Below are 21,930 nucleotides of genomic sequence, written 5' to 3'. Positions count from 1 at the left end.
AAAACAGGAATTTTCAGAAGACATCAGCAAACGGTTTGAATATGTCTATTTTGCAGAAGACAGCGATATGAACCCAGCGGGTGAAGTTGTTCCTGGGATTGGCGGTAATTTATACGTAAGGCTGGGGTTTAAAGACCAGCAGGATAAAAACAAATATCAACCCAATCTGGTAAAGCAGAGACGGGCTATGTTCATCAATGCAACTTAACTGCCTGAGTTAAATAAGGCGCAATTACAAAAGCCCATAGAAAACACCTAAAGTGATCTTTTCATATAAAACATCCTGTAAATTTTAATAAAAAGCAGAAGCATTAAAAAATGCCACAAATACAATTTGTACTTAACCGTCTTGAATTATTACCTTTTAGTAATATAATGCTACGTAACAACACCCTCCACGCTTCCCATAAGAACAGCGCACCCCGGAGGGTTACTTATTTCTGGGGGAGCGAAAATTGAGTCCTTCCAGCAATGCCCAAAAATGAACCTTCCTAACATTTGCTCAGAAGGTTTTATTCAATCGATGTTAATTACTTTTCGGTTACTCCTTGTTTGGCAACAATAATTTAATGCCTTCTGACACGAGCAAAATCGACCAAATTATCCAGTATTCACTGCTAGTAGCAGGTGATAAGGATAACAGTTATGATCGGCAACTCGGCCCGATACACTTAATAAAATACGTTTATTTAGCTGATCTCAGTTACGCAAGTTCGAACAATGGTAACTCTTATACGGGCATTAATTGGCAATTTTATAAATTCGGGCCTTGGTCACAAACTGTTAATTCAAGGATAGAGCCAGCATTATTAGCTATCCATGCAAATAAATCGCAATACCCTAGTGATTATGGGGATAAAGATGATTGGTTTCGATGGGAGTTACAAAACGACAGTTTGCTGAATGAAAAACAACGGGCTTTACCTCCTGTTATTACCAGGAACTTGAAGCAATATATTCGGACGTTTGGAAAAGACACACCTAGTCTGTTGGATTATGTTTACAAAACCAAACCTATGCTTTCTGCCGCACCAAATGAATGCCTAGACCTTAGCCTCGTAATTGAAGATAAACCACTAAAAAGCGAAGACCAACAATCTCTTCGAATGGATAGTTTATCAAACAAGAAAAAGAAAGAATTTAGTCAAAAAATGGCTGACTTGAGGAAACAACATCAACAACGTAAATCAACGAAACCGAAGCTAATAAACCCTGTAAAGAACCCAAGATACGATAAAGTCTATGAGCAAGGCGTGGCGTGGTTAGAGTCCTTATCTGGGGATAAGTTTTCGGCAGGTGAGTTTACTGCGGAATTTTCTGGCGAGGTTTGGAAATCTTCTACTAGAAAAGGAAACGATGTTTCCTGATGATAGCCTTCAATCGTTAATTTCACCTAGCGATTGGTGGGTAAAGAACGAAAATTCTAGGCTATGCAGAGGCGCTCTTATTTTTTCTTTTGTGCCTCATGTAGATCAAACACCCTATACCTTTGATCCCATTGGTCGAACCCAAGCTACACAGCATAACTCAGCTACTGTTCATGTTTCCCCCCTTAAGGTTAATCAACCTTTAAAACAAACAACCCTTCCAGTTGCAGCAATGCCATTGAACGACAATGAAGTTTGGGTAGCTTATAGAGCGAAAAAAAGACCGTGTTTAGTATTTAGCTCTGACGGCATAAAAATTGACAAAGCCCTTACTCGCGGAAAGCCTAATCATGCAACAGCACCTACATTTCTTGCTGCACCATATTATGGTATCGGTAAAAATATAAATCGGGCTGGTTATAGCCCTGAATTTGTTGAACGTGTTCGGCATTGTGAGTTTCCACAATTCCATTGGGATAAATTACCTTTTCCAGGCGGCGAGGAGTCAATATTACGACTAGACCAACTTCAACCTTTCGGCTCACATCATGATTCTTATAAGGTTTCCGAATATATGTTAAGTCCTGACGCAATGGATATTCTGGATGAATTGTTTCGTTGGTTTATATGGGGAGGCGTAACTGAGGATAGCCTTATCAAGGATTACAGAGAACAAATAGAATCATCATTTTCTTGATTCATTTGCATTTAGTTTTACAGAGTGTTCATTAGTAGCACAAATAATTTAACATGCCCTTACTCGACTGGCTAAACAAAAATGAAGCGGTACGCGCCGTGCAGAAAGTGCCTTATCGCTTGCTGGAGGCCGTGCCGGAACTTAGCGCGGGTGATGCCAACACAGAAAACATGCTGATACAGGGCGACAATCTGGAAGCCCTGAAAGCGTTGTTGCCACTGTATGCGGGCAAAGTGAAGTGCATTTATATTGATCCGCCTTATAACACCCGTTCGGCGTTTGAGCATTACGACGACAACTTGGAGCATTCGGTTTGGTTAAGCCTGATGTACCCGCGCCTGGAACTGCTTAGGGAGTTGTTGGCGGAAGATGGCAGTATCTTCGTCTCAATTGACGACAATGAATCACATTATTTAATGGTAATGTTAGACGAAGTGTTTAGTAGGGCTAATTTTATAAACAAAGTAAGTGTCAAAATGAAGCAAACGTCTGGAGCTAGTGGCGGTGGCGAAGACAAAAGATTAAAAAAAAATATTGAATATGTTCTGATTTATACGAAAAACAAAAATCAATTTGGTAAATTTAATGACGTGTATGCGGAAGAAGATTTATTTGACTTAATTTACGAAATGAGGGATTCAGGAAAGAGTTGGAAATATACTCGTGTACTAATTGATTTTGGTGATAAAGAATATTTTTGTGCTACAAAAGATGGTACGGGGGAAGAAATTAGAATCTATAGCCATAAAAATGTTGTTATAAAAACAATCAAAGAGTTAATGGATGAAGATAATCTCACCGAAGAAGCGTGCTATATAAAATACTTTAAAAAAATATTTAGAGATACGAATGCACAAAGCTCTATACGAACAAGGGTTATGGAAGCAACCGAAGGAGCAGGTGATTTTTTTAGTATCGAATATGTGCCTAAATCTGGAAGATCAAAAGGGCAACTCACAACACTTTATTACAAAGGAAACAATAGAGACCTTTTGGCATGGCTTAGTGATATATCAGTAAAAAAAGGTAATAGTATCGTCAAAATGGAAAAAATTGGCACATATTGGGATGGATTCCCGCTTAATAATTTAACTAAAGAAGGTGATGTAAGATTCCCTAATGGCAAAAAACCAGAAGCATTAATCCAGAGGATAATTGAGTTATCTACACAAGAAAATGACTTGGTTTTAGATTCTTTCCTCGGTTCAGGCACAACCGCCGCCGTTGCCCACAAAATGAACCGCCGTTACATCGGCATTGAAATGGGCGACCACGCCCAAACCCATTGCCAGCCGCGCTTAAAGAAAGTTGTCGAAGGCGAACAGGGTGGCATTTCCAAGGCGGTCAATTGGCAAGGGGGCGGCGGCTTCCATTATTTCCGATTGGGCGAGACGATTTTTGATGCCCACGGCGCAATCCATCATAACGTGCGCTTTGCGTCCTTGGCGGCGCATATCTGGTTTTGCGAAATCCGTGTGCCTTTGGCAACGCCTGCCGATTCACCGTTGTTGGGCATTCATGATGATACTGCTTATTATCTGCTGTACAACGGCATTCTGGGCGACCGTAGGCCGCAAGGCGGCAATGTGCTGACCCAAGCCGTGCTGGACAGGTTGCCACCATATAACGGGCGCAAGATCATCTACGGCGAAGCCAGTCGCTTCGGTAAAGCGCGGCTGGAAGCGGAAAATATCATGTTCAAGCAAATCCCTTATGATGTGAGGGCGGTGTAATGTTTGAGTTAAAGGGCTATCAAACCCGTGCTTTAACTGCTTTATCACATTTCTTGGCTTTAGCCCGTAGCGGCTCGGTTGCCGATGCCTTTAAGCAAGCACAACTCGATCAAGAAATCGAAAAACCAATCCCTTACCGCGCTTACGACTTTGGCGAAATGCCTTACGTATGCCTACGCTTACCGACGGGCGGCGGGAAAACTGTGCTGGCTTCATACACCGTGAGCGTGGCGCAAAAAGCCTATCTGGAGCAAGATTATCCGATTGTGTTGTGGTTAGTGCCGACCAATACGATTAGGCAGCAAACGCTGGATGCCTTGAAAACCGTAGGACATCCTTATCGGCAAAAGCTGGAAAACGAATTTGGCTTGGATCGCTTACGGGTGTTTGACGTGGGTGAAGTCACCCAGATACACCGCCAAGACATAGGCCGTAAAACCCTGATTATTGTCGGTACATTGGCTGCGTTGCGGGTAGAAGATACTAGCGGTCGTAAAGTATATGTGAACCATGAAGATTTTGAACCGCATTTTGTGGGTGTAACCGACCCGGAAAATCGGTTAGAACGCATCAGCGAAAAGGATGTGCAGGAAAACGGATTGCGACCAGAAGACATCGGCAAAATCAAAAATTCATTCGCTAATTTGCTGGCATTGCATCAACCGTTAGTGATTATGGATGAAGCCCATAATGCCCGTACCAAGTTAACATTCGACACCTTAAAACGCTTGCATCCGGCCTGTATTGTCGAATTCACGGCGACACCGGATGTCAGCAACACCTCCGCATCAAACGTGTTATATCGCTGTTCTGCTTCGGAATTGAAAGCCGAAAATATGATTAAACTGCCGATTGTGTTGACTGAGCATAAGGACTGGCAAGCCGCCGTGCGTGATGCCTTCTTAACGGGCAAAAAACTGGCATTGGAAGCGCAAAAGGAAAGTGATTTTGTAAGGCCTATCGTTTTGTTCCAAGCCGATGCAAAAAACGGTGAAGTGCCAGTCGATGTGCTTAAAACCCATTTGATAGAACAACTGAAAATAGATGAACGGGAAATAGCCATAGCCACCGGACAACAACGGGGGTTGGACGGTTTAAACTTGTTTTTGCAAGCTTGCCCGATCAGGTACATCATCACCATCGAAGCCTTGAAAGAAGGCTGGGATTGCTCGTTTGCTTATGTGTTTTGTTCGGTCAAAGATGTGCGCTCCAGCAAGGATGCCGAACAATTATTAGGCCGTGTGCTGCGGATGCCTTATGCCAAACGGCGTAGCAGTGAAGCATTGAACCGCGCTTATGCACATTTGGCTTCACCGGATTTTTCGATTGTTGTCAAACAGCTTACCGACAAGTTGATTGATATGGGCTTTGAGGCAATGGAAGTTGCCGAAAATTTATTGCGTGGAAATCCTAACCAAAATGATATGTTTGATGGGCAGGATTTGGGTGATTTATTAGTGGTAAGAGAGCCGATACTTTGTTTTGAAGTTGAGGGTGAAGTCGAATTACCGTTAGAAAAATTTGCCAATGTAACCGTAACAATAACCCCGGACAATACCACTAAATTTGAGGTTAAGGGTGAAGCATTAGCCGAATTCAAAACCCACATACTGAAAACGGTTAGCGGATCACAAAAGCAACAACTGAGCGAACAAATTGAGCAGCATAATTTGCGGGTAATCGTTGCCCGTGCGCCTTCGCAACGCGGCGAAGTCTTTGCGAAGTTGCCGCAACTGTGTTGTAAGCAAGGCGATCTTTGGGAATTGCTGGATAGCGATGCTTTCTTGCACTGGCGCGGTGATTGGTCGTTGTCGGATTTTCCGGCGGAATTGCCGAATTTCAATCTGGTACAAACCGCGCATACCTTTGAAGTGGATGTTGATAACCAGAAGGTAAGCTACCGCCTTGCCGATCAAAATCAGGCTTACAACCTGGATTGGGTGCAAAGCGGTTATACCGAAAATGATTTGCTGTTTTGGCTTGAGCCACAAGTCCGTAATATTGGGCTGATTCCATCTCAGTTACGAGCATTTTTGGCGAAGCTGATTGGCAATCTGACTAAATCCCGTAGTTTGCCTTTGACAGGATTAGTGCGAAGTAAATTTGTGCTGGCGCGGGCTGTTCGTGAGCAGATCGAGAGCTATCGACAACAAGCGGTGGAAAAGGGTTTTCAACTTGCTTTGTTTGAGGAAACCGATCAACTGGAAACACGCTTTGACCATGAGTTTGAATTTAAGCCTGGTTATTACGCAACGAATAAGCCTTATCAAGGACGGTATAAGTTTTCCAAACATTTCTATCCAATGATTGATGATTTGAAGGAAGACGGCGAAGAGTTTGAATGTGCCAAGCTGATTGATAGCCACCCGAAAGTAAAACACTGGATTAGGAATTTAGTGAATAAGGATGAAGTGGCCTTTCGCTTGCCACTGGCAAAAGGTTGGTTTTATCCTGATTTTATCGCTGAGTTAGTTGATGGCAGGTTATTGGTCGTCGAGTATAAAGGCAAGGTCTATGTGACAAACGATGATTCACGGGAGAAAAAGGCAGTGGGTGAATTGTGGGCAAAGAAAAGCGGCAGTCTATGCCTATTCTTAATGGCGGAACTCAAAAACGATCAAGGGCAAACTGTTTATCAACAAATTGATAAATTGATTGACTAAACAGTTTGGATATTGGTCTTGGGACACCGCATTTTCAGTGATTTTATGTAGCCGAAAATAACAGCTAGGCATTTTTATTTTCCACGTTCCAACTACAGTAAAAACTACAGTGGTTTATATTTCCTCATACTGCTTTTAACTACTTTACACGCTTTTTATCATCTGTTAGGCTATCGATTATAGGGAGTTATACGTAGTATGCAGTTATTTGGTGTAGGATTGATACGAGCTTTTAATGCGGTTGTCGCGCGTTCGAGCCGCGCACGACCCATCACCAAAGTTATTGATTCGTAAGTATTTCAGCAAGATTGCCCGTCGAGTTGAAGCAACATAACCGCAGTTAGGCGCACTTCTGCTTTATTTTGCCCAATGAAGTGGGGTAATGAACCAAGAAAACAAATCCCCTTTAGCCTAATCCGAGGCTAAAAATCCAATCCAAGAAATTATTTATTCAAAGCCAGTTCGTTTGTCCGATCTGCACCCAAGGCAGATCTTTGTCGATGTTTGTGGAGGTGTGTAATGGCTTACATTCGCACTTTAGCAAACGGCAATTACCGCGCAGATGTCCGCATGAAGGGCATTGTCAAAAACAAAACCTTCCCGTCCCAATTATTAGCTCAAGCATGGGCGGATAATATTGAACATAGCATAAAAAACATTCCAAACATGGAAGCGGCAACTTTGTTGGCGTTGTCCGATGTTCATATTGATAGCATGGGCGGCGAGGAACTGTTCAAGCAATTGGGCGTTGATCTGTTTGCTATCCGCAACCAAACCCGGTTAGCGGTAATTAACCGACTCACCAAAAAAGAGCTATTGCAACTATCCCCGCAAGAAATTGAAATCATGGGCGGCGCGGAATTGTTTATGAAAGCGGGTAAGCGGATCAGGTACAAGACTTTCCGCGATGTTTGCACGGAATACCTGGGCAAGTGGAGCAAGAAAGGCTACACAGGCCAGATGCAGCGGGTAGATTATTGGTGCAAGGTATTTGGCGACCGGATTATGAGCGACATTGATATTTTCGACCTATGCGAACACATTGATTGCATGGTGGATGAAGGTCAACGCCCCACCACCATCAACCGCAAGAAAGCCGTGTTATCGAGCGCTTACGAATTCGCCTTAAGCCGTGGCTATGTCGATACCAACATCGTTCGCAATGTGGTTATTGATGACGACACCAAACGCCGCAATCGCGTATTAAGCGATGCAGAGCGCCCACTACTGCTTAAAGCCTGTCAAGAATCACACTGGGATAAACTCTATTTGCTGGCACTTATGGCGATGACCACCGGAGTGCGGCGAGGCGAACTGTTAAAGCGGGGCAGCAAGTGAGTTTACGGAATCCAGAATTTCAGGACATCAAAAGTCTTCGATTTCGTTTCCCTTCATCAAGGCTGCGTTCGATAGTGAGGCATTACAAATAAAATTTCGCCTCTCTAATCTGTTGATTCAACAAGTTTAGGAATTCCTTGCCGTTTGTGGCTGAGTCAGGCACAAATTCAATCCTAATTTCGTCTTTTACCAAACACCAGCGAGATAGTGATTTTTTTAATTGGATTTGTTCGTTAACGGTGAAGTGATATTTGCTCAATAACTGATCGAATTTGGCCAATTCTGGCGGGTTTAGCAGTTCAGCTAGTTGGGTTAATTTTGTCAAAATGGCTGCAAGGGTTGATAGCTGTGTGCTTATAAGTTCCAATACTTGCTTGGGTTGAATGTTATGGGCAGGGCATGATTCGTTGTCTGAGACTATTTTCAGGCACTGGATCAATTCACCGGATGTAAACCGCGTCGCCGTCTCGTAAAATGCGGAGGCTTCCATGTCGCAGAGTTGTGATGGCGGGTAGATAAGCTGGGGCTTTGCTGCCGTTTGTAGGCTATTAGTAGGGCAGGGCGGTGTAAACACTAACGGTGGATAATAGCGTCGATCACTGTCACCATCGGTGATTTTGTCGATTAAAAACACGCTGCCGATGGGGTGGTCTTTGTGTCCTGCAACACCAACATTCAACATTACCGGATTTGATGCTGATGAAAACAAGGCTTGGGTATAAGCGACTCCCGCTGCCATCGCAGTTTTGCCAATTCCAGTGATGGTTAGGTATATCTCATTATTGCCATAAACGGCAAAGCTTTTGGTTGCATTATCTTTTCTCAGCCGATAAAAATCAATGATTGGCTTTGCTTCGCAAGGTAAGGCGATGTAGATGAAGATTTTTGGGGATAAATTGGCTTTCATTGATTGTTTGGAAATTGAAACAACAGGCTTTCCCTCAATCAAATTCCTGGCCGGACTTGGCATGTTGCCCTGCTCGTAGGATTTCAACGTGGTTCAAAAACAGTACCGTCGGCAAAACGTGAGTGGCGGGGTAACATACCCCGCCACTCGGAGTTATCAAGGTGTATGGTTTATAAAGAAATTTAAGGGATTCTCAACACTTGCCCAACATTAATCTTATCTGGATTGCTCAATTTATCGCGGTTAGCATCAAAAATTTTTGGCCATTCATTAGCGTCGCCATAATAATGTTTGGCGATTTTAGATAAGGTATCGCCTGATACTACGGTATAAGTCTGGGCTTGTGGAGCAGGAGCTGGTGCGGCAGCAGAAGGGCTGCCCATAGCGGCGCCAGCATCTGCCATTGCAGGGGCTTCATCATTATTTCCAAACTTTCCTGCGATGGCTTTTGCGGCCATGGTCGCACCAGCAACACCTAAGCCGCCCAAGATAATTTTAGATAGGGTACCCATGTGATGTTCTTCAGGTATTTCGCCATCGGGTGTCATTTCATTAACGACGGAAGGTAATACTTGTGAAAGCACTTCCGCCCCTTTATCTGCGGGAATACCCGCTTGTTCGGCAAGTTCGGCGACTTTATCTGCGCCCAATGCTTCAACCAATTGTGCGGGGCTTACGGGCTTATTATCGCCTTTCCCGATCCAGGAAGCGGCGACATCGCCCAAGCCGGATTGATTAAATTTATCCACTAAACCAGACAGACCGCCAGAATTGCTGGCTACCATGCTTACAACGCCTTTAACCAAATTTCCAGTAAGGCCTTCTGCATTACCGCCCAACGCGCTGGTGACAGCGGATGTTAATAAACTATCTAAAAGTCCCATCGTATTTTCCTTATTCAGTTAGTTGACAAGAATTACAAGGCGTATTTAAAAACACCGTCAGCCGGATTGTATCAGCCGGAATTGCCCAGTACAAACATTAAAACCCTAAGAAACCGCCAAAAATCCCATGCAATCATGGGTTTTAATGCGGTGAGCAGTCTATCATTGCCGCGAGTATTGGGCGACTTCCCACGATATATGCGATAATTCCACCCCTTAATTTTTGACCATTTACATTTGCTAATGACCTGGAGCAATACATGACTGCATTGGTAGGCATCATTATGGGTTCGACCTCGGACTGGGAAACGATGCAACATGCGGCGGAAACCTTGGAACGCTTAGGCATCCCGCATGAAGTCGAGATCGTTTCTGCCCATCGCACCCCAGATAAATTGTTCGCGTATGCCGAAGCTGCCGAAGCCAAAGGCTTGGAAGTCATCATCGCTGGGGCAGGTGGCGCGGCGCATTTGCCCGGTATGACGGCAGCGAAAACGCTAATCCCAGTATTAGGCGTGCCAATTCAGTCCAAGGCATTAAATGGCATGGATTCTTTGCTTTCCATCGTGCAGATGCCAGCCGGTATTCCGGTAGGAACGCTGGCGATAGGCAAAGCAGGTGCAGTCAATGCCGCCTTACTAGCGGCTTCGATAATCTGCAATAAACATGAACAATATCGCCCTGCCTTAGTTCAATACCGCAAGGAGCAAACCGATACCGTGCTTAAAAACTCAGACCCTAGGATTGCTGGATTATGAAAGTTGGTATATTGGGCGCAGGGCAACTCGCTCGCATGATCGCGCTGGCAGGTTACCCGTTGGGTTTGGACTTCATTTTCCTCGATCCCTCAGTTGATGCGTGTGCAAACACATTAGGAGAGCATCTGTCTGGCGATTACAACGATCCTGCATTACTCGCAGAATTGGCTGAACGCGCCGATGTGGTGACTTACGAATTTGAGAATGTACCTGCCGATGTTGCTAAATTTCTGGCAGAACATACCAAAGTATATCCGCCTGCCAAAGCCTTAGAGGTGGCGCAAGACCGTTGGGTGGAGAAAAACTTTTTCCTGGAACTCGGCATTCCAACCCCCAAGTTTGCCTTGGTAGATAGTTTTGAAGATTTAACACGGGCTATGTCGACGTTAGGCTATCCGGCGATATTAAAAACCCGTAGCCAAGGTTATGACGGCAAGGGGCAGTCCGTACTCAAATCAGCAGCAGACTTACAGGCGGCATGGGATTTAGTGCAAGGTCTTCCATCTATCGTTGAGGGTTTTGTGCCGTTTAGCCGTGAAGTCTCCATCATAGCGGCTCGGAGTGTGTCTGGGTCTGTTACGTTTTATCCGCTGTCGGAAAACCTGCATAAAGGCGGCATACTGCGGGTTGCTGAATGTTGCGCCAATGACCTGATGCAGAAACAGGCTGAGGACTATATTTCACGATTGCTGCAAGCATTGGATTATGTCGGTGTAATGGCATTGGAACTGTTTCAGGTTGATGGCGAATTAATCGCCAACGAATTCGCCCCGCGTGTGCATAATTCCGGCCATTGGACGATAGAAGGCTCAGAAACCAGCCAGTTTGAAAACCATTTACGGGCAATCTTGGATTTGCCATTAGGTTCGACGGCTGCGGTAGGTAAAGCGGCGATGGTGAATTTTATCGGCGGCTTGCCAGATTCCAAAGATGTCTTGGCGATTGATGGCGCACATCTTCATCTTTATGGCAAAAGTCCGCGTAAGGGGCGGAAGGTGGCGCATGTGACGGTGCGGGCTGCAAACGCCGAAAGTTATCAAAATTCGTTAGAAAAGCTTGAACATCTGGCTAATCAAGCTGATGATTCTTAAATTAATTGTAGGTTGGGGTGAATTTATGAACCCCAACAACAATGGTCGGTGTTATGTTGGGGTTCGTTCCTCACTCCAACCTACCGTGCTATATAAATGTTTATGGATTCATCATGTTAATTTCCACATATTATAAAGATTGTGTGATTTTCCTTTCTCAAGAAGATGAATCCGGTTCACATGGTCCTAAAGGCACAGCTTTTATAGTAGCTGATCCATCAACTATAGACGGTAAGGTAGAAGTAGTGCATTTGGTAACCGCTCGTCATGTAGTAGAAGCTGCCCGGGCTACTGGTCAACCCCTCTTTGCTCGTGGAAATTCTGCTAGGGGTGGCATAATTACATCTCAACTCGCTTATAACAATTGGCATATTAGTCAGGATACTGATATTGCAATATTCAAGAATGCACCACTAAATGGCTTTGTTGGTTCTTGTATTATGCTGGATACCTTTGCTGGCCAAGAATACATTAGTACAAATAATATAGGCTTGGGTGATGAAGTCTTTTTTACAGGTCTTTTTACAGCACATCCTGGTAGCACGAACAACGAACCAATAATCCGCTTTGGTAATATTTCTATGATGCCAAGTGAACCTGTGAATATACAGAATGCCGATCATAGCACAAGCAGTGTCAAGGCGTTTTTGGTTGAAGCACGCTCATGGGGAGGGCAAAGTGGTTCTCCCGCTTTTGTATGGCTTAATCCTCTTCGTAACCTTGGGTCCATCACATTGCCTGCAATTAACCCGAATGAACCCTTACCTTTAAGCGCTCAACCACGTCTTCTAGGTTTAGTTTGCGGTCACTTCAATATCTCACAAGATATTACTTCCAAGAGTGAAACAGTGGACTGGAAAGTTGGTATAAATGCGGGCGTGGCAATTGTGATACCCGCGATTGATATTGCAAATGAACTTAAGAAAATATAAGTCATGTAGGGTGCGTTTTACGCAACTTTTATGCCTTATAAAGATGAGCCGAGCGCACCCTACGTAATAAAATTAATCAATGAAACAACAACGCAAAGCCATCGCCCTTATTTCCGGCGGCCTCGATTCCATGCTGGCAGCAAAGACCGTGATGGAGCAGGGCATCCATGTCGAAGGCATCAACTTTTTCACCGGATTTTGCGTGGAAGGCCATACCCATGCCATCCGCGAAAAAGACAAGGCTAAACCGAAACGCAATAATTCCCTGTGGGTTGCCGAGCAGTTGGGCATTAAGCTGCATATCGTCGATGTCATTGAAGAATATAAGAAAGTTTTGATTAACCCCAAGCACGGCTACGGCGCGAACATGAACCCATGTTTGGATTGCAAGATTTTTATGGTGAATAAGGCCAAACAGTGGTTGGTTGAAAACAATTTTGATTTCATTATCACGGGTGAAGTCATCGGGCAAAGGCCAATGTCCCAGCGTAAATGGACTATGCCTATCATATCCGAGCAATCGGGAGCGGATGATTTGCTGTTACGTCCTTTATGTGCAAAAAATTTACCCGCGACCTTGCCTGAACGGGAAGGTTGGGTAGACAGGGAAAAGTTGCATTCCATCACAGGACGTTCGCGCAAACCGCAAATAAGCATGGCTAAACAATTCGGTTTTGATGAGTATTCCCAACCAGCAGGTGGTTGCTGTTTTTTGACCGATAAATACTATTCGGCAAAACTCGTCGATCTCTGGAAAGCGCGAGATAGCAGGGACTATGAGCTTGATGATGTCATGCTATTAAAAGTGGGCAGGCACATCCGCCCCAAACCCTATTTTAAGATGATCATCGCAAGGGAAGAAGGCGAGGGGCGTTTTATGGAAGGTTATAAGCGGGATTATATGAGTATGTTTTGCACTAGCCATACAGGGCCATTAGTGCTGTTGGATGGCACGCCTTCCGCAGAAGACCTGTATCTTGCTGCAAGCATTACCGCACGTTATGGGCAAGGCCGCGATGCGGAGCAAGTCGATATGCTTATTAAGGATAAAGATGGATCGGAACGCACCATCCAAGCCAAACCTTTAGCCGGAGAAAAACTACCCGAAGAATGGATAATATGACCAGGGAAGTGCTGAACGCAAGGCGTTTGTTATGTCCTTTGCCCGTCATTCGCACCCAAGATAAAGTCAAACAAATGCAACCCGGCGATCAATTAGAAGTTATCTGTACCGATCCCGGCGTGATGCAGGATATTCCGTCCTGGTGCCGAATCAATGGGCATAAGGTGTTGGAAAGTAGTTCTGGCGATCACGAGTATGTGATTCTGTTGGAAGTGGGTGGTTAGATTTGCATGATTAACAGAGAATCTCTAAAAACCATTTTGTACTTAGCATAGATACTAAACACTAAAGGGATCTCTAAAAATATCCTCACCCTTTGGAAGCATAGGTATCTACACAAGTATCTGCCCCTTCTCCCACGAGGGAGGCGGCACGAGTTCCATGCTTGCTGCCGCACTTCCTCCATCCCTGGAAGGCGAAGGAGTTTTTTGAATTTTTAGAGATTCCCTAAACTCCAACCGTCATTCGGGCAGAGACTGGCGGTGAGGATTCCATATCCTCTGCTGTATTTTCTCCATAAAGGGAGGATGCCGGAATTCAGGACACAAGGACGTGTATGTACACAAGGTCATCATTTACTAATTTTGCCCAGACGGTATACTCATACAGTAAGAAAACCGAAGTGCGTAGCTGTGTGATTGCTGATTTGTGAGAATAAGACAACAAAACGATGTGATCAGGTAAGCTAATGATTGCTGGAAAGAAGTTTAATAAATCTGTATAGTTTGGTTAGCGGTAAATACGTCAGTTAACGGATTATTCATTCCTTGTTCAGTTTTGAAAGGTTATCGTATAACCTGGCTTCGCTATGTAAAGTATCGATGTTTTAATATAACAACCCTGGAGATAACACGATGAAAAAAACCAATAAAACACCTTTAGCCGTAGCAATGGGTGCAGCACTTATTTCTTCTTTTGCTGCAATGCCTGTGAATGCTGAAAGCAACCCTTTTACAATGACGCAACTATCTTCAGGCTATATGCAGTTAGCTGAAATGGCATGCGGCGCGTCTATGGGCATGGCTAAGCCAAAAGCAGCCGAGGGTGCTTGTGCAGGGAGTAAAGCCGCCGCTGGGTCAGCAGCAGTTAAGAAAGCCGATGGTTCATGCGGTGCCATGATGAAAGACGGCAAGATGAAGCCAGGTATGGAAAAATCCTGCGGTGCTATGATGAAAGGCAAAGAAGGAGCTTGCGGTATGGCAAAGGATAAGGCCGCAAAAGAAGGCAGTTGTGGTGCCGCCTGTAAAGAAGACATGAAGAATTGCGAAGCGGCAAAAACTAAAGAAGGTGCTTGTGGCGATAAGATGAAAGGTTGCGGCGAAGGCATGACTGGTTGCACAGAAATGATGAAGAGCAAAGATGGCTCTTGCGGTGCAAAAATGAAAGGAACAGAAGCAGCACCAGCCGCTCCTGCAGCCACAAAATAAATTGGTTTCGTAGCTAGTCTACGAGACTACGTTAGTGGGGGCGTGATAATGCCTCCACTATTTCAACCCAGTGTTGTTAAGTTAAGAAAGTATTTCTCTCCATTGATAGAGTGAAGATGCTAAATTGCTTAACTTAACGGCATTGGTTTAAAACCAATTGGGTGTTCCCATGGACACAACTCCTTATTTAATACGTGATGCGGGTTTGGGTCTGCGTCGGTCGATATTGAACCAAATCGTTGAATCGCCTCCGAGTGACGTTGGCTTTTACGAGGTAGCCCCAGAAAACTGGATCACTATCGGCGGAAAATTAGGTAGGCAATTCCGTGCTATGACCGAACGCTTTGATTTCGTCTGTCATGGCTTGTCCTTGTCACTAGGCAGCACCGATCCACTGGACGAGAAGTTCCTAGGTGAAGTCAAACAGTTTTTATCAGAACATCGCATCAAGCACTACAGCGAACATCTGAGCTATTGCAGCGAAGACGGACACTTATATGATCTGATGCCCATCCCGTTTACTGAGGAAGCTGTAATCCATGTGGCTGCACGGATAAGACGCGTACAGGACATTCTGGAACAACGCATCGCCATCGAAAATGTCTCTTATTACGCCGCCCCTGGTCAGGAAATGGATGAGATAGATTTTTTCAATGCCGTTGTCGATGAGGCCGACTGTAACGTATTGTTGGACATCAATAATATCTACGTGAACAGCGTTAATCATGGTTACGATGCCGAGACATTCCTAAAGGCCATACCTGCCCATCGAATTGCTTACGCGCATATTGCCGGACATTATGTTGAGGCGGAGGATTTCCTCGTCGATACGCACGGTGCGGATGTTATCGATCCAGTCTGGAAGCTGTTAGCTAAGGCTTACGAGCTTTTTGGCGTGTTCCCAACCTTGCTGGAACGTGATTTTGATATTCCACCTATAGCGGAATTGATGAAAGAAGTTAATATCATCAAGACCATACAGAACGACTGGCGAATTCAGCACGAAAGAAAATCGGCTTGACGTATGGCAGCCGATTTCAAAACTAAACAACTCGAATTTACCCGTTACATTCGTGAGCCCCTAAAAAATCCCGCACCAACCGACGTAAAACCGGAACGTATGGCGATGTACCGGGAGTTAGTCTTTAATAATATCGAAAGTTTTTTAGCCGGGAATTTTCCTGTTATTCGAAAAATATTGGATAACCAACAGTGGTTTGAACTGACACAAGATTTTTTTTCCAAGCACAAATGCAAAACGCCGTATTTCTCTGAAATAGCTGAAGAATTTCTCGATTATCTGGAAAATGAACGTTCTAATCCAGACGATTTCCCTTTTTTATTAGAATTAGCACACTATGAATGGGTTGAAATGGCTTTATCCATTGCTAAAGAGGATGTACATGCTAATCAAGAAATCTCGGATGATTTTCTTAACCGAACGATACAGCTTTCACCTGTGGCTTGGCCGTTGGTTTATCAATTCCCGGTCCAACTCATTTCACCCGAATATTTACCTCTTAAGCAGCCAGGGCAACCATCCTACCTGATCGCTTACCGAGACCAAGCGGATGATGTCAAATTTATTCAAATTAATTCAATGACCTACAGATTGTTGGAAATTATCCAGGAACATGATCGAATCACAGCCAAAAATTGCCTAAAGCAGGTTGCGGAAGAGTCCCTTCATCCGAATCCCGACGTTATCATTACTGGAGGATTGCAAATACTCAAAGAACTTCTTGAAAAAACAGTTATTTCTAGCTACGAAACAGGCTAAGTTAAGCAATATTACAGCTCAGAATGTCAAAAATGGTTTGTAGAAATTCAAGTCGTTTACCGTCGCACCTCGTTGACCTGTCATAGCTGAAGCAAATGCTTGCGCTCTTTCCATGGTTTGCCCTAATGGCCAGCCTAGATTAAGTCCAAGCAATAATATCGCAGAAAAGGCATCACCCGCCCCCACTGTATCTATAACATCCACTGAAGTCGTAGGCACTACAGAAAAAAATTCACCTGCCTTATTCAAGGCTAAAGCACCTTTTTCTGCACAAGTGACAATAATTCCTTCCAGATTATATTGAAACAGGAATTTTTCCATGTTGGTTTGAATATCAGCCATATTATCTTGCAAAGCTTGTAACTCACGGAGATTAACCTTAATCCAATCAGCATCTTTGATAAGATTAAGAACATCTGACTTATTCCACCAAGGCTGCCGTAAATTGACATCAATAAAAATTCTGCCTTGATGTAGCTTTTTTAATGATATCAATGTGTTTCTTGATACTGGAGAACGGGTGGCCAATGTGCCATGATATAAGATGCCTGTGTGCTTAATGCCAGCTAATCCTTGCATTTGAATATGATCGTAGGCTTGATCAGGTAGAATCGAGTAGCTAGGTTCGCCACATTCAATGGTCACTTGCACCCGTCCAGTTTGATAAATTGAACCCTGCTGCAAAAAGTCCAGATTCATACCCCACAAGCGCATTGCCGCACGGATTAGGCTTCCTGTGGCATCCGGACCAACGCGGCTAATAAATAATGGTGTTTGCCCAAAAGCTTGTGTGTGCCAAGCTACATTAAAAGGCGCACCGCCCATTACCCTTTCGCCATTAGGGAAGTGGTCAAATAAAACTTCTCCAAATACGATAATCGGATTGTTTTCCATCTAATTCTCCAATTAGTAAGCTGTTAACCGACCAAAGTCGAATGCCACTAGATAGTGTTGGACACGTTTTGCTAAATAGCCTACCAAACTAGCCTGAGTAACATTAACGATCCAGCCTTGGCTGATAAGTGAATCGCAAAACACCAAGGGTGGTTAGCAACAATTTAACGCGTAGAAAGAGCGTTTAGGCATGATTAAAGATAGCGACAGCGTTAAAATATTCAGAAAGAGGTAATAAATCCTTGTCTTTCCTAAGGAGAAGATAATATACTCGCAAGGTTTACATTAGACCGTTAAAGACAACATATTTTTTATTTTTAAGGAAAAGCCATGTGCAACAAGTCTCGCATTTTTATTGCGTCATTTTATTTTTCAATTTTCTTTCTCTTTAACCAAACTACTGTAGCCGCACCAGTATATACGAACGTAGGTACGGCAACCAATTCCAGCAGTCCATCAAGTTGGCTTGGCTTTACATTCGACATAACATCTGCGATAAGTGGAGCGTCTAACGCCAAGCTAACATTTGATCTCAGAAATGATGGGTCACCATCTAGAACACCAGATCCCACGACATCGCAAGTACTATTTGGTCAAGAAAGCTCCAATTACTTTGTACACTTGGATTACGTATCCGGCCTCGACACATCGCATTGGCGCAACGTACAATTGCTTATAGATGGCATTAGTTATATTGATCAATACGGTGCTTTCAACAATCATTTAGGTGGTGAATTTTCTGGTACAGCTATGCAAGGTGCTGGAGATGCTAGAAATGTCCTTGGTCAATCAGGATATGATGCATCTACATTTGTATTAACGCCTGTTTCTGTCTCCGCCGTGCCTTTACCTGCTGCAGTATGGCTGTTTGGCTCTGGGTTATTAGGTCTGGTGGGCATGAGAAAAAAACTTAGCGTCACTGCCTAATATTACGATTGGCCACAGGGAGTAGGGTCTGCTTAACCTGTATCGCGCAACTCGCCTCGTTCCTTTTAGGACGAGGCGATCATGGTGGTAATTTTTTATTTTGAACATCAATGACAAATCAAATGGTAGCGAAACTATCGCTATAGATAGTCAATAAAGCATTTCGTATTCTTTCTTACTGTTAGTCCGTTTCGGGATGCAACTAAAATGAAGAAGTTAGTGTGCAGCTTATCGTTGGCCTTGTTTCTACACATAATTTATCGCATCCCCCAATAAGCGCAACAACACTGTTTCATTCAGCCCAGTTCTTTGCTCGGCCAACAGCCTTCGTCCAATAATATTTGAGCGAATCAACCTGCTTAGTTGGCAGATTGGATGTAAACATTTGGTTGATGCAACATAACTGATTGAGTTCTTCCATTTTCCAAAAACCGACGGCAATTCCCGCTAAATAAGCAGCACCCAGAGCGGTGGTTTCCAGATTATCGGGTCTGGCGATGCTGATATTGGATATATCTGCTTGAAATTGCACCATGAGGTTATTCTTAGCGACTCCGCCGTCTATGCGTAATTGAGTAATAGCCTCACCACAGTCCAAGGTCATGGTTTGTAACAGCTCATCGACTTGAAAAGCGATGCTTTCTAGCGCGGCCCGTGCCAGATGGGCATGGGTTGTGCCACGGGTAATTCCAAAGATAGCGCCACGGGCATGGGAATCCCAATGCGGTGCGCCGAGTCCAGTCAGTGCCGGAACAAAGTAAACACCGCCATTATCTTGGACACTGCTTGCCAGCGCTTCAGAATCGGACGCTTGTTTAAACACCATCAACCCATCACGTAACCATTGTATGACAGCACCGCCAATAAACACGCTGCCTTCAAGGGCGTAGGTTACTTCGGTGCCGATTTGCCAAGCAATGGTGGAAAGTAGGCGGTGTTTGGAAACCACTTTCTTGCGTCCAGTATTGATCATTAAAAAGGAGCCTGTGCCGTAAGTACATTTCGCCATACCGCTTTGATTGCATAACTGCCCGAATAATGCCGATTGCTGGTCGCCAGCAATCGCTGCGATTGGCATACCTGCGCCTATATCGGGATGTTGAGTTGGTCCGTAGACTTCACTGGAAGTTTTTACAGAAGGGAGTAAGGAGGGGGGAATATCAAATAATTTCAGTAATTCCTCATCCCATTGAAGTTGTTCGATGTTATATAACAGGGTACGGGAAGCGTTAGAGACATCAGTAATATGCAATTCACCCTGGGTAAGATTCCATACCAGCCAGGAGTCAATCGTACCAAATGCCAGTTCACCACGTTCGGCTTTTGTTCTGGCATTTTCGACATTATTCAGTAACCACTTAATCTTGGTTGCGGAAAAGTAAGCATCAAGCAGTAGTCCGGTTTTGGCCTGGATCAACGGTTCAAAACCTGCGTCTTTAAGTCGGGTGCATTCGTCCGCAGTTCTTCTGTCTTGCCAGACGATAGCGTTATGAATAGGCTTACCCGTTTTTCGCTCCCACAGAACGACGGTTTCCCGTTGATTAGTAATGCCAATGCCAGCTATATCAGAAGATTCCAGACATTTTTCTTGCATCGCTTGTTTTATAACGCTAACCTGGGACTGCCAAATTTCTTCGGCATCGTGTTCTATCCAGCCCGGCTTTGGATAAATTTGTCTGAATTCTTGCTGGGCAACGGCAACAGGCTGAGATTCCTGGTTATAAAGAATGCAGCGTGAGCTGCTGGTACCTTGGTCTATAGCTAGTATGTATTTCATATTGGCTCTTTATGTGTTCGTTTTTTTAAAAAGATTGTTATCCCAGATTTTATCTTCTCTTGACTAAATTTTATGTCCATATACCATTCGTTTTGATTTAGATCACCAATCAACCAAATAGATGCTTGCATAATAGGCTCAACTTACCTATTTTCATACTAAAGTAACCTTGGACTAATACAGGCAAATCCTATGACAACCATCACAAAAAATCTCGAAAAACTACAAAACTTCTACAAAGTGCAGGTCGCTAAGCTGCAAGCAAATGAACACTTCATTGCGTTACTGGCCTTACCGCCGATGCACCGCTGGCTGAGCATAGCCGGATTATTTCTGCTTTCACAACTGGTTGTATTCGGCAGCTTATATCTGCTGTTCGGAAAATTGGTCGTCATCGGGTTTGCTGCCAGTATTTTGGCGGGTTTGGCGACAGGCATAGGAGCTTTACCCGTGTTGTTTTTTAAGAACATCTCTAATAACCTGTTTAGCAGCTTATTAGGGGGCGCAGCAGGTGTCATGTTGGCGGCAACCGCATTTTCCTTACTAGTGCCGGGCATTGAATTCGGTAACATGCTCTGGTCAGGCAAAGGAATTTACGTCGTGTCGGCGGGAATGTTGCTGGGTGCTTTTTTTCTACATTATGCCGACCATCAACTGCCGCATCCGCACTTTGATGCGGTTGTAGATACACAAGTTAATTCGCTAAGAAAAATCTGGCTGTTTGTGATTGCCATTACCATCCATAATTTCCCAGAAGGCATGTCGGTTGGGGTCAGTTTCGGCTCTGGGGAAATGAAAAATGGTTTGGTATTGGCCATTGCTATCGCCATGCAAAATATCCCCGAAGGCTTGGCTGTTGCCCTCCCATTGGTCAGTTTGGGTTACAATCGCTGGCGAGCAATAGGGATTGCTACAGCGACTGGATTAGTTGAACCTGTCGGCGGCTTGCTCGGCATTACCATGGTCACACTTTTTCAATCGGTGTTGCCGATTGCGATGGGATTTGCAGCAGGCGCAATGCTGTTTGTCATCAGCGAAGAAATTATCCCCGAAACCCATGCCAAAGGCCGCTCACGTTATGCAACCTATTCGTTGATGGTTGGGTTTATCATCATGATGATTGTTGATAATGCACTGGGTTGATGTGTTATACCAATCCCAATAAGTTCACATATTATTCCTTCTCCAGTGGGGGAAGGTTAGGATGAGGGGATTCAAATAACAACTTATTGGGATTGGTATTACACCTTCGCAGGACGTAGCATTGTTGCCGCATCCGTAACATTAAGCACGGAAACTATTGAGGTAAGCGGAATAAGGTGCATTCCATACACCTAAATTGGTGCGTAAAAGCCTACCTGACTGGCATGAGTAACGGTGTAGAAGCCGCTATCTCAAGCGGAATGTACGTTGTTTATGCTATCGACAAACGCGCAGATAACTTGGCGATTGAAAAAGTCGTATCCGAAGCGGCATCGGTAGACCGCCATGAACTCATCAAGAATGCCTATTTCAAACGCCGAAATAGTGCCTCAACTCCTTATAAATGCTTTTCTTCCTATATTTCGGTATCCAGACTATGTGGTACTTACATTTCCACAAGTATGTTTTAAACTTTCGGGTGTATTCATC

At 44.2% G+C, this 21,930-nt stretch carries 21 protein-coding genes; 17 read left to right on the top strand and 4 right to left on the bottom strand.

Annotated features, from left to right (window positions below; translation table 11 throughout):
- The 6 genes from ABL924_RS09320 to ABL924_RS09295 form a co-directional block, all read left to right on the top strand.
- The coding region (locus tag ABL924_RS09320; protein ID WP_349026817.1) for a hypothetical protein at positions 1-208 on the top strand (208 nt) is incomplete at its 5' end.
- A gap of 361 nt (positions 209-569) precedes the next feature.
- On the top strand, positions 570-1,367 hold the full coding sequence (locus tag ABL924_RS09315) for a hypothetical protein (protein ID WP_349026816.1): 798 nt from the start codon (positions 570-572) through the stop codon (positions 1,365-1,367).
- On the top strand, positions 1,357-2,064 hold the full coding sequence (locus ABL924_RS09310) for a hypothetical protein (RefSeq protein ID WP_349026815.1): 708 nt from the start codon (positions 1,357-1,359) through the stop codon (positions 2,062-2,064). The genes ABL924_RS09315 and ABL924_RS09310 overlap by 11 nt, the downstream gene beginning before the upstream one ends.
- 53 nt (positions 2,065-2,117) lie before the next feature.
- On the top strand, positions 2,118-3,797 hold the full coding sequence (locus tag ABL924_RS09305; protein ID WP_349026814.1) for a site-specific DNA-methyltransferase: 1,680 nt from the start codon (positions 2,118-2,120) through the stop codon (positions 3,795-3,797).
- Positions 3,797-6,460 (top strand): DEAD/DEAH box helicase family protein, encoded by a 2,664-nt coding sequence (locus ABL924_RS09300; protein WP_349026813.1) that lies wholly within the window; start codon positions 3,797-3,799, stop codon positions 6,458-6,460. Before ABL924_RS09305 ends, ABL924_RS09300 begins: the two co-directional genes overlap by 1 nt.
- A gap of 519 nt (positions 6,461-6,979) precedes the next feature.
- Positions 6,980-7,798 carry a hypothetical protein gene (locus ABL924_RS09295; protein ID WP_349026812.1) on the top strand — a complete coding sequence of 273 codons (819 nt, stop codon included), beginning with the start codon at positions 6,980-6,982 and terminating at the stop codon, positions 7,796-7,798.
- Between the two features lie 82 nt (positions 7,799-7,880).
- On the opposite strand, the gene ABL924_RS09290 is transcribed toward ABL924_RS09295, so the two are convergent.
- On the bottom strand, positions 7,881-8,768 hold the full coding sequence (locus ABL924_RS09290) for a hypothetical protein (protein ID WP_349026811.1): 888 nt from the start codon (positions 8,766-8,768) through the stop codon (positions 7,881-7,883).
- Positions 8,769-8,887: 119 nt separating this feature from the next.
- Positions 8,888-9,589, bottom strand: coding sequence for a YidB family protein (locus tag ABL924_RS09285; protein WP_349026810.1), 702 nt, complete (start codon positions 9,587-9,589; stop codon positions 8,888-8,890).
- A gap of 260 nt (positions 9,590-9,849) precedes the next feature.
- Here ABL924_RS09285 and purE point away from each other — a divergent pair, with 260 nt between their 5' ends.
- From purE to ABL924_RS09245, 8 genes are all read left to right on the top strand, one after another.
- Positions 9,850-10,347: a 5-(carboxyamino)imidazole ribonucleotide mutase gene (gene purE, locus ABL924_RS09280; protein ID WP_349026809.1), complete on the top strand. Its 498-nt coding sequence runs from the start codon at positions 9,850-9,852 to the stop codon at positions 10,345-10,347.
- Positions 10,344-11,438 (top strand): 5-(carboxyamino)imidazole ribonucleotide synthase, encoded by a 1,095-nt coding sequence (locus ABL924_RS09275; protein ID WP_349026808.1) that lies wholly within the window; start codon positions 10,344-10,346, stop codon positions 11,436-11,438. The genes purE and ABL924_RS09275 overlap by 4 nt, the downstream gene beginning before the upstream one ends.
- A gap of 113 nt (positions 11,439-11,551) precedes the next feature.
- On the top strand, positions 11,552-12,370 hold the full coding sequence (locus ABL924_RS09270; RefSeq protein WP_349026807.1) for a hypothetical protein: 819 nt from the start codon (positions 11,552-11,554) through the stop codon (positions 12,368-12,370).
- Between the two features lie 79 nt (positions 12,371-12,449).
- Positions 12,450-13,493, top strand: coding sequence for a tRNA (5-methylaminomethyl-2-thiouridylate)-methyltransferase (locus ABL924_RS09265; RefSeq protein ID WP_349026806.1), 1,044 nt, complete (start codon positions 12,450-12,452; stop codon positions 13,491-13,493).
- On the top strand, positions 13,490-13,717 hold the full coding sequence (locus tag ABL924_RS09260; RefSeq protein WP_349026818.1) for a sulfurtransferase TusA family protein: 228 nt from the start codon (positions 13,490-13,492) through the stop codon (positions 13,715-13,717). Before ABL924_RS09265 ends, ABL924_RS09260 begins: the two co-directional genes overlap by 4 nt.
- Positions 13,718-14,347: 630 nt before the next feature.
- Complete coding sequence (locus ABL924_RS09255) at positions 14,348-14,920, top strand: hypothetical protein (RefSeq protein WP_349026805.1); 573 nt, start codon at positions 14,348-14,350, stop codon at positions 14,918-14,920.
- Positions 14,921-15,089: 169 nt separating this feature from the next.
- Complete coding sequence (locus tag ABL924_RS09250) at positions 15,090-15,941, top strand: DUF692 domain-containing protein (protein ID WP_349026804.1); 852 nt, start codon at positions 15,090-15,092, stop codon at positions 15,939-15,941.
- A 3-nt stretch (positions 15,942-15,944) separates the two neighbouring features.
- A complete protein-coding gene (locus ABL924_RS09245) occupies positions 15,945-16,700 on the top strand; it encodes a putative DNA-binding domain-containing protein (RefSeq protein ID WP_349026803.1) in 756 nt (251 codons plus the stop codon).
- Positions 16,701-16,718: 18 nt separating this feature from the next.
- Here the strand turns inward: ABL924_RS09245 and ABL924_RS09240 are convergent, their stop codons facing one another.
- Complete coding sequence (locus ABL924_RS09240) at positions 16,719-17,594, bottom strand: carbohydrate kinase (protein ID WP_349026802.1); 876 nt, start codon at positions 17,592-17,594, stop codon at positions 16,719-16,721.
- A 330-nt stretch (positions 17,595-17,924) separates the two neighbouring features.
- Here ABL924_RS09240 and ABL924_RS09235 point away from each other — a divergent pair, with 330 nt between their 5' ends.
- Positions 17,925-18,521: a VPLPA-CTERM sorting domain-containing protein gene (locus tag ABL924_RS09235; RefSeq protein WP_349026801.1), complete on the top strand. Its 597-nt coding sequence runs from the start codon at positions 17,925-17,927 to the stop codon at positions 18,519-18,521.
- Positions 18,522-18,813: 292 nt separating this feature from the next.
- Here the strand turns inward: ABL924_RS09235 and glpK are convergent, their stop codons facing one another.
- On the bottom strand, positions 18,814-20,298 hold the full coding sequence (gene glpK, locus ABL924_RS09230; RefSeq protein WP_349026800.1) for a glycerol kinase GlpK: 1,485 nt from the start codon (positions 20,296-20,298) through the stop codon (positions 18,814-18,816).
- Positions 20,299-20,490: 192 nt separating this feature from the next.
- Here glpK and ABL924_RS09225 point away from each other — a divergent pair, with 192 nt between their 5' ends.
- Both ABL924_RS09225 and ABL924_RS09220 read left to right on the top strand, forming a co-directional pair.
- Positions 20,491-21,441 carry a ZIP family metal transporter gene (locus ABL924_RS09225; protein WP_349026799.1) on the top strand — a complete coding sequence of 317 codons (951 nt, stop codon included), beginning with the start codon at positions 20,491-20,493 and terminating at the stop codon, positions 21,439-21,441.
- A gap of 176 nt (positions 21,442-21,617) precedes the next feature.
- Complete coding sequence (locus ABL924_RS09220; protein WP_349026798.1) at positions 21,618-21,911, top strand: hypothetical protein; 294 nt, start codon at positions 21,618-21,620, stop codon at positions 21,909-21,911.
- The last annotated feature ends 19 nt before the right edge of the window (positions 21,912-21,930 follow it).

Origin of the sequence: Methyloglobulus sp. (genome assembly GCF_040079455.1) — a bacterium.
In the GTDB taxonomy this organism is placed as follows: domain Bacteria; phylum Pseudomonadota; class Gammaproteobacteria; order Methylococcales; family Methylomonadaceae; genus Methyloglobulus.
Note: the sequence above shows the minus strand (reverse complement) of the source record. Positions and strands in the feature narration are given on the sequence as shown.